Annotated in this window: 7 protein-coding genes; 5 read left to right on the plus strand and 2 right to left on the minus strand. The window is 73.2% G+C overall.

Going from position 1 to position 8,621, the window contains the following annotated elements; all coding sequences use genetic code 11:
- Window positions 1–258 precede the first annotated feature (258 nt).
- Genes OO63_RS40850 through OO63_RS40865 form a run of 4 tightly spaced genes read left to right on the plus strand, consistent with a single transcriptional unit; the run spans window position 259 to window position 4,630 of the window.
- Window positions 259–1,011, plus strand: a complete 753-nt coding sequence (locus OO63_RS40850) for an LPXTG cell wall anchor domain-containing protein (protein WP_030360703.1) — start codon at window positions 259–261, stop codon at window positions 1,009–1,011.
- A 37-nt stretch (window positions 1,012–1,048) separates the two neighbouring features.
- The gene (locus OO63_RS40855; protein ID WP_030360704.1) at window positions 1,049–1,969 is read left to right on the plus strand and encodes a COG1470 family protein; all 921 of its coding nucleotides are present in this window, start codon (window positions 1,049–1,051) and stop codon (window positions 1,967–1,969) included.
- On the plus strand, window positions 1,962–3,167 hold the full coding sequence (locus tag OO63_RS40860) for a hypothetical protein (RefSeq protein ID WP_234311302.1): 1,206 nt from the start codon (window positions 1,962–1,964) through the stop codon (window positions 3,165–3,167). Before OO63_RS40855 ends, OO63_RS40860 begins: the two co-directional genes overlap by 8 nt.
- A 50-nt stretch (window positions 3,168–3,217) precedes the next feature.
- Window positions 3,218–4,630, plus strand: coding sequence for a hypothetical protein (locus tag OO63_RS40865; RefSeq protein ID WP_030360706.1), 1,413 nt, complete (start codon window positions 3,218–3,220; stop codon window positions 4,628–4,630).
- A gap of 15 nt (window positions 4,631–4,645) precedes the next feature.
- Here OO63_RS40865 and OO63_RS40870 read toward each other — a convergent pair whose 3' ends face one another.
- Together OO63_RS40870 and OO63_RS40875 are read right to left on the minus strand one after the other, a co-directional pair.
- Entirely contained in the window at window positions 4,646–5,587 is a 942-nt protein-coding gene (locus tag OO63_RS40870) for an alpha/beta hydrolase family protein (protein ID WP_051811793.1), read from the minus strand.
- A 108-nt stretch (window positions 5,588–5,695) separates the two neighbouring features.
- Window positions 5,696–7,186: a peptide MFS transporter gene (locus tag OO63_RS40875; protein WP_030360708.1), complete on the minus strand. Its 1,491-nt coding sequence runs from the start codon at window positions 7,184–7,186 to the stop codon at window positions 5,696–5,698.
- 543 nt (window positions 7,187–7,729) lie between these two features.
- Between OO63_RS40875 and OO63_RS40880 the strand changes: the two genes are divergently transcribed.
- Complete coding sequence (locus tag OO63_RS40880) at window positions 7,730–8,407, plus strand: response regulator transcription factor (RefSeq protein WP_016644465.1); 678 nt, start codon at window positions 7,730–7,732, stop codon at window positions 8,405–8,407.
- The last annotated feature ends 214 nt before the right edge of the window (window positions 8,408–8,621 follow it).

The raw sequence follows: 8,621 nt of genomic DNA on the forward strand, positions 1-8,621 counted from the left end.
GCCCCCGGCTTCCGGCCATCCGGCCCCCGCCCCCTGGGCCCCTTCCGCCACCCCGGCGCCCTCGCGCCCCCGGCCGCCGTCACCGAACGGCCGCCGCCCCGCTTCCCCGACGCGTCGGATCAGCACGGATCCGACGCGTCCTTTGTCTTCCCTCGACAAGGCCCCGGGCGTACCTTGAGCGCCAAATCTGATGTGCCGTCAGTAAATTCGCACAGCGGCACGGACTCGCCCGCACCACCGGCATGAGGGGAAAACGAGGTGTCGTACCAGAAACAGACGGCCGCGCTCGTGCTCGCCACGGCCATGGCCGGATCGGCTCTGCTCCTTGCCGCACCCGCCGCCCAGGCCGAGGTCCAGGACGTGGACTACCAGTGCAAGACGCCCATCGGGAACAAGGGGGCGGTCTCGCCCATCGACATCAAGAGCGTCAAGAGCGGCAGTGGATACAAGCTCACGATGTCCTTCCAGAAGGGCGTCTCCTCCAGCCCCGTCGAACTCGGCAAGGGCGCGATGAAGCCCAGCGCGGTGATCAAGCTGGGCGGCGCCGAGAGCGGCACGGTCGCGGTCTCGGGGCCCACCAACGCCGGGGCGATCCCGGCCAACACCCCCATCAAGATCAGTGACTTGTCGGGCACGTACACGCCGAAGAAGTCGGGGAAGGTCACGTTCACGGCCGGGGTCCTCACGATCAAGGCGCTCGGCACGACCACGACGTGTACGCCCGCGAACAACCCCAAGCCGTCCCTGACCCTGGACGTCAAGGGCTCCGGTGGATCCGGCGGCTCCGACGACACCGGGTCGGACGCAGGAGCGGGGGCGACGTCCGGCTCCGGGAGCGACGCCGGTTCCGGCTCCGGCTCCGGCGAGAAGGCCGGCGGCGAGGAACTCCCGCAGACCGGACCCACCGACTCCGCCATCGCCCTCGGCACCCTCGGCGGCACCGTGCTGCTCGCGGGCGCGGCCGGAGTGCTGTGGCTGACCCGGCGCAACCAGGCGGCGCGGTCGCGCTGACCCCGCACACGGACCGGGTACGAACGCGGGGGAGCCGATGCCGCTGAAGCCGTCGACGTGGAGCACGCGCGGGACACGGGCGCTGTGCGCGGGCGCCGCCGTGCTGCTCGCGTCGTGGTGCGCGGGGCCCGTGCAGGGCGCGCGGGCCGACGACGCGGGCGGTCGGGCGCGCTCCGCCGACGCCCCCGCCTGGTCCATCGCGCCCTCCGCGGGCAGCGGCTCACGGCCCGCGCGGTCCGACGGGCGGCAGTACTTCTACGCGGAGGGCGCCCCCGGCGCCGTGCTCCGCGACACCCTGTCCGTCACCAACCCCGGATCCGCCCCGCGCACCGTGACCCTGCGCGGCGCCGGACCCGCGGGCACCGGGAAGTGGCTCACCATCGCGCGACGGCAGCTGACCGTGCCGCCGCGGACCCGGGCCGAGGTGCCGTTCACCGTGACGGTGCCGTCGGGTGCCGCGCCCGGCGACCGCTTCGGTGAGGTCGTGGCGCGCGGCGGCGGGCGGGACGCGCGGGTCGCCGTGCGGCTGCGGGTGAGCGGGCCCGCGCTCGCCGCGCTCACCGTGGAGCGGGTGCGCGTCGACGCGGGGGCGCGGCGGATCTCGTACGACCTGGTCAACCGCGGCACCACCGTCCTCGCGCCGAAGGTCGTGGTGCGGGCCGACGGGATGTTCGGCGAACTGCTCGACCGGCGGGCGCGGGCGGTGCCGCGTGAGCTCGCGCCCGGTCGGCGGGTGTCCCTGAGCGAGCCCTGGGACGAGGTGCCCGCGCTCGACTCGGTGGACGTACGGCTCACGGTGACCGCGGCGGGCGGGGTGGCGGAGCGGGCGAGTGCCTCCGCCTGGATCGTGCCGTGGCCCACGGTCGTGGGGAGCGCGGCCGGGGGCGCCGCGGTCCTCGTGGGGGGCTTTGTCTGGGTACGTCGGCGTCGGCGGGCGGAGGTCTGCGGTGATGGTTGAGTCGGCACGAGCCCGCCACGGCGCGGAGGGGAACTCCCGGCGGCCCACCGGACGCGGCCGGAGCGCCTTACCCGCCCCCGCCGCCCTCCCGCGCGCCGCCCTGGCCCTGGCGCTGCTGTTCGCCGCCCTCGGCACCGCCCTCGCCGCGCCCGCCCCCGCCCGGGCCGCCGACAAACCCACCGTCACTCTCTCCAAGTCCCAGGCGGGCACGGGCGGTTCGGTGACGGTCAAGGGCACGGGATGGCGGCCGAAGGCCCTCCTGATGATGCTCGTGTGCGGGCAGGCCACGCCCGCCCTCGGTGTGCCCGGCGGCACCAACTCCTGCGCCAACGCCCGGGGGCGGGCCGTCACCACCGACGGCGACGGCACCTTCAGCAAGGCGCTGCCCGTGGCCGAGCCCCCGGAGGCCTGCCCGTGCGTCGTGCACGTCGCCACGGTGACCGGGAAGAAGGCTTCGGCGGACGCGGCGTTCAAGGTCGCCGGGCACCCCGTGCGGCCGCTGCCCGCGCGGCCGCAGGGCGGCGGCAGGCTGTCCGTCCTCACCGACACCCGGCTCGACGGGTCCAGCGGGCTCCTCACCTGGTTCGGCGCCCCGCCGTCGCGGCAGCTCGTCTTCACCGTCGGCAACGTCGGCTCCACCCCGGTCAAGGACCCGGTGTTCCAGGTCGGCACCTCGCACGGCGTGTTCGCCCCGCAGTGGGAGGAACAGCAGTGGCGCGGCACGATAGCGCCGGGCAGGAAGGCGCAGATCAAGCTGTCGGTGGACCTCCCGGCGGGGGCGCACGGCGACTATCTGGTGTCGCTGCGGTACGCCGACCGGGTCCTCGCCGAGCAGCCGTGGGGCGTGGGTCGCCCCTGGGGCGTCACGCTGTTCTGGATCCTGCTGTGCGTCGTCGTGCCCGCGGCCGTCTTCCGGATCGGCATGGTCCTCGTCGACCGGCTCCGCCCCGACCGGCGCCGCCGCCCGCCGGGCCGCCACCGCACGTCCCGCGTCGGCGAGTTCACCGTACGCCTGCCGCGGCTGCGCCTGCCGCAGTCGGCCGTGACCGCCGAACGCGACACCATCACACCCCCGGCCACGGCCGGGGCGGCCACCACCAACTTGCCCTGGTTCAGCCCGGACGCCGATCCGGGCGCACCCGCGGCACAGCTCTCCGCACCGTCCGACAACGGCCCCACGACGAAGGGAGAATCATGAGGAGGACGCGGAGGAAAGGGAGCGCGGGGGCGCCGCCGCCCCGTACGAGAGTGACCGCGGCCGGTGTCGCCCTGATGCTCGGCGGCACGGGGCTCGTGGGCGGGACCCTGCTGGCCGCCGCCGGTCCGGCGCGGGCCGCGGAGGTCGCGTACAAGACCGAGTGCGTACCGCCCCCGATCTCCAATCTGCCGCCGGTGCACGGCACCACGAAGGTCGATGTCGTGGTGCCCGCCGAGGCGAAGGTCGGCGACGAGGTCGAGGTGGTGTGGAAGACCGTCGAGGCCGCGTCCAAGAACCCCGACATCCTCGACCTCGGCAAGGACACCGTCCTGCCCACCGGCACGATCAAGGTCGGCGGCGCCCAGAGCGGCGACCTGAAGCTGGAGGGGACGCGGACCAACCCGCCGATCCCCAAGGGCAGCCCGATGGTCCTGTCGGACATGAAGGGCAAACTGAAGCTGACGAAGCCGGGCGAGGTGACGCTCACCCCGGACGCGTACGACATCAACGTCAACAAGCCCATCTCCACGGACACCAAGTGCAAGCCCGAGGAGGCCGTGAAGGCCGCCGCGACCATCAAGGTGACCGAGGGCGGCGGCAGTTCGGGCGGCACCACGTCGGGCGGCAACTCCGGCGGGAGCACGTCCGGCGGCAACTCCGGTGGTTCCAGCGGCGGTTCGGCCTCCGGGGGTGGCGACGACGGCGGTACGACGACCGGCGGCTCCAGCTCCGGCGGGAGCACGTCCGGCGGCTCCGGCTCCGGCGGCTCCACCGGCGGCGGTGACGGGCAGACCGACTTCCCCGGCAAGGAAGTCCAGATCCCCTACAAGTGCAAGACGCCCATCGGCGACAAGGAAGCCACCTCGCCGGTGCAGATCAACGCCAAGAAGAACGGCGGGAGCTACGGCCTGACCGTCCAGTTCAAGAAGTCCGTCATGGACAGCCCGGCCGACATCCCCGCGAACTCCGTCACCCCGTCGATGCAGGTGAAGCTGGGCGGCGCCGACAAGGGCACGGTGCCGGTCGAGGGCCCCGCGAACAAGGAGCCGATCAAGTCCGGCGCCCCGATCACCATCCCCGACCTCACGGGCACCTACAAGCCGGGCGCCGACGGCAAGTCCACGCTGTCCCCGGGCGTCCTCACCGTGAAGGCGCTCGGCACCACCACGACCTGCACCCCGGCCAAGACCGAGGTGTCCCTGGAGCTCGACACGTCGGCGCAGCCGGGCGGCGCGTCCGGCGGCTCGTCGGGCGGCTCGGCCGCGGGCGGCTCCGGTACGGCGGGCGGGTCCGCCTCCGGCTCGGCGGGCGGCGCGGCGGCGTCGGGCGGCGGCCTCGCCGACACCGGTGCCGAGGACAATGGAGCGCTGCGGGCGCTCGGCCTGGTCGCGGGCACGGCGATCCTGCTCGGCGGCGCGGTGTTCACGTTCCTGCCGCGCGGGCGCCGCAGGTGGCTGCGCTGAGCCGGGGCCGCTGAGCTACCGCTGTGGGCTGCGGGCGCCCGAGTGCGCCCGCAGCCACGCCAGTACGTCCCTGGCGAGCCCCGGCGCCTTCAGGAGCGGGCCGCCGTGAGCGGAACCCGGCAGGGTCCGCACGGTCACGTCCCGCAGGCCCTCCCTGCGCTGGGCGGCGGCCAGCTCGGCGGAGTGCGCGGGCGGGACGTAGTCACCGGCCGAGTGCACCAGGTACAGGGGCGCGTCCCGGGCGCCCGACGCGTGCGAGGCCGCGGCCAGGTCGCCCCAGCGCGCCCAGCAGCGCTGCCCCGCGGTGTCCGGGTCGCATCCGGCGAGACGTTTCGCCGCCTGCCGCAGCGCCCGCTGCCGGTCCTGCGCGCCGGGACGGCCCCCGTCCGTCCAGGCCCGGTAGGGCGAGGCGACGGGGGAGAGGGCGGCGACCCCGCGCACGTACGTGAGACCGTCCCGGTACGCGCCCACGCTCACCGCGAGGTGCCCGCCCGCCGACGAGCCGAGCAGCACCGGTCGGGGCGCGCGCGGGCCTTCGCGGCGGGCGATCCAGCGCAGGGCGGCGAGGACGTCGGTGCGCTGGGCGGGCCAGACCGCGTCCGACGAGAGCCGGTAGTCGGTCTCGTACACGGTGAAGCCCCGCGCCGCGAACCACCGCGACCAGCCGCTCCAGTCGGTGTCCCGGGCCCACGACCCGCCGTGCAGGACGACGAGGGACGGCCTCGTGCCGCCGCCCGACGGGGCGCCGTACACGGTCACGGTCTGGCGCGCGTGCTCGCCGTAGGAGAAGACGCGGCCGGGCGGGGGAGCCTCGGGCGAGGCCTCGGCGGCGACGCTCGCGGACAGCAGCGTGCCGCACAGGGACAGGGTCAGCAGCGCGCGGCGCAGGTTCGCGGAGCGGTGGCGCGGGGCCGGACGGCGGTGGCGCGCGGTCGGGCGGCGATGGCGCACGGTCATGGGGCGATGGTCCACCGGGGTCCCCCGGCGCGCCCCGGGAAACGCCAAGGGCCACCGCACCGGGTGGTGCGGCGGCCCTCAGTTCGTACGAACGGCCTCAGGCGGGTGTCAGTTGACCTCGCCCATGAGTGCCTTGACCTTCTTGCGGTACATGTACACCGCGACACCCGCGACGACCGCGAGGGTGGCCTCCATCGCGACCACGCCGGTCTTGTTCAGGTCGACGCCGGCCGTGGACAGCAGGCCGGTGGTGCAGTCGCCCGCCGTGACGGCGAGGAACCAGACGCCGAGCATCTGCGAGGCGTACTTCGCCGGGGCCATCTTCGTCGTGACCGACAGGCCGACCGGGGAGACGCACAGCTCACCGACGGTGTGCATGAAGTAGATCGCGACCATCCAGTACGCGCCGACCTTCTCGCCGTCGCCCGCCATGGACAGCGGCAGCAGGAAGACGAAGAACGAGGCACCGGTGATGACCAGGCCGATCGCGAACTTCACGACCGTGGTCGGCTCCTTGTCGCGGCGGTTCAGTGCCATCCACAGGAAGGCGGCGACCGGCGCCAGGGCCATGATCAGGACCGGGTTGACCGACTGGTACCAGGAGACCGGGAAGTCGAAGCCGAAGATCGAGGTGTCGGTGGAGTTCTTGCCGAACAGGGCCACGGTGGAGGCGCCCTGGTCGTAGATCATCCAGAAGACCGCGGCGGCCACGAAGAACCAGATGTACGCCGTCATCCGGGACTGCTCGACGTCGGTGAGCTCCTTGTCCCGCTTGATCTTGGCGAGCACCCAGATCGGGATGACCAGGCCCGCGACGGTGATCGGGACGATGGCCCAGTTCAGGGTGTAGACGCCGGTGGCGATCGTGACGCCGTAGAAGACGACGGCGGCGATGATCCACAGCATCGCCTTGCGCAGCAGGCTCATCAGCTCCGGCCGCTCGACCGGCTTCGGGACGACGCTGCTGCGCTCGCTCAGGTGGCGGCCGCCGAGCAGGAACTGGGCGAGGCCGAGCGCCATGCCGAAGGCGGCGAGGGCGAAGCCCAGGTGCCAGTTGACCTTCTCGCCGACGGTGCCGATGGCCAGCGGGGCGAAGAAGGCACCCAGGTTGATGCCGATGTAGAAGACGGTGAAGCCGCCGTCGCGGCGCGGGTCGTCCGGGCCGTCGTAGAGGTGGCCGACCATCGTGGAGATATTGGCCTTCAGGAGGCCGGAGCCCATGGCCACCAGGACCAGGCCGAGGAAGAACACCGCCTGCCCCGGCAGCGCCAGGGTGATGTGCCCTGCCATGATCACCAGGGCGGCGATCGTGATCGTCTTGCGCGGGCCCCAGAGGCGGTCCGCGAACCAGCCGCCCGGCATGGCGAGCAGGTACACCATCGCCATGTAGATCGAGAAGATCGCCGTCGCCGTGGCGGCGTCCATGTCCATGCCGCCGGGGGCGACCAGATACAGGGGGAGCAGGGCCTTCATGCCGTAGAAGCTGAAGCGCTCCCACATCTCGGTCATGAAGAGAGTGGCCAGGCCGCGGGGGTGGCCGAAGAAGGTCTTCTCGGAACCAGGAGTGCTGGCCGAGTCCTTCGTCAGGCTGGACGCCATGGGTCGATCCTCGTGGTTCGGGACGCGGCTGCGGCGGGGGACCGCGGGCGCGCCCGGTGGGGGGCGGTCGGCACCGGTGTCCTGCCGTCCACCCCGCACGCCTGAGGAGGGGTTGGTGCCACGGTGTCCGTGGAACACGAGGGACGGTGACACCGAGATCCACACCCCGGACGCGTCATCGCGAGCGGGGCCCGACCACAGGTCATTCCTTTCGAAGGCCGGTGAAGACAGCACCGGCCCACACACAAAAGCGACCCTTGGCGCGCAATAGCGGGCCAAAGGTCCTTGAGTAGTGCTACAGGCGTCTCGCCACCATACGCCACGACAGAGCGGGATTTGGAAGGACTTGAGACATGGATCACAGGTGACTCAGGAACCAACATCCCACATTCCAAGGTGTACGTGAGACCACTCCAAGGATCCCACGTGGTGGACCCTGGAACCTGTTCCTCCGCTCCTGGGGGAGCGCGGGCGCGGACAGGGGCGCGGGGTCGTCCGGCGATCACCCTGCTGCGCTGGTCCGACGCGGACTACCATCACCCCATGACCCGTGTACTGCTCGCCGAGGACGACGCGTCCATCTCGGAGCCACTGGCCCGCGCACTGCGCCGCGAGGGCTACGAGGTCGAAGTGCGCGAGGACGGTCCCACCGCCCTCGACGCCGGGCTGCAGGGCAGCGTGGACCTGGTCGTGCTCGACCTGGGCCTGCCCGGCATGGACGGCCTCGAGGTCGCCCGCCGGCTCCGCGCCGAGGGCCACACGGTGCCGATCCTCATCCTCACCGCCCGCGCCGACGAGGTGGACACCGTCGTCGGGCTCGACGCCGGCGCCGACGACTACGTCACCAAGCCGTTCCGCCTCGCCGAACTGCTCGCCCGCGTCCGGGCCCTGCTCCGGCGCGGCGCCACCGAACCGGCCCAGCCGCCCGCCACCCACGGCGTCCGCATCGACGTCGAGTCCCACCGCGCCTGGATGGGCGAGGAGGAACTCCAGCTCACCGCCAAGGAGTTCGACCTCCTGCGCGTCCTCGTCCGCGACGCGGGCCGCGTCGTCACCCGCGACCAGCTGATGCGCGAGGTCTGGGACACGACCTGGTGGTCCTCCACCAAGACCCTCGACATGCACATCTCCTGGCTCCGCAAGAAGCTGGGGGACGACGCGGCGAATCCGCGGTACATCGCTACGGTTCGGGGGGTTGGGTTCCGCTTCGAGAAGAGCTGAGCCTGGCCGGGGGCCTGCACCATCGGGGCCCGCCCCGGCCGTCCGGGGCGGCAGCCCCACCGCCCGTCCGGGGCGGCAACCCCACCGTCCGCCCGGGGCGGCAGCCCCACCGCCCGTCCGCTGCGCGGTCGGGCGTCTCCCACCCGCCCGCCCTTTGCTGTGGTCCCGGGCTCGCCGCCGGAGGGGGCTGGGTGGCCGCCGACATGGCGTGCCC

It is taken from the genome of Streptomyces alboflavus (assembly GCF_000716675.1).
In the GTDB taxonomy this organism is placed as follows: Bacteria; Actinomycetota; Actinomycetes; order Streptomycetales; family Streptomycetaceae; genus Streptomyces; species Streptomyces alboflavus.

Coding starts and splice junctions, on each gene's coding strand:
- OO63_RS40855 (WP_030360704.1), top strand. CDS start 1,049: ATGCCGCTGAAGCCGTCGACGTGGAGCACGCGCGGGACACGGGCGCTG.
- OO63_RS40875 (WP_030360708.1), bottom strand. CDS start 7,186: ATGGCGTCCAGCCTGACGAAGGACTCGGCCAGCACTCCTGGTTCCGAG.
- OO63_RS40880 (WP_016644465.1), top strand. CDS start 7,730: ATGACCCGTGTACTGCTCGCCGAGGACGACGCGTCCATCTCGGAGCCA.
- OO63_RS40870 (WP_051811793.1), bottom strand. CDS start 5,587: ATGACCGTGCGCCATCGCCGCCCGACCGCGCGCCACCGCCGTCCGGCC.
- OO63_RS40860 (WP_234311302.1), top strand. CDS start 1,962: ATGGTTGAGTCGGCACGAGCCCGCCACGGCGCGGAGGGGAACTCCCGG.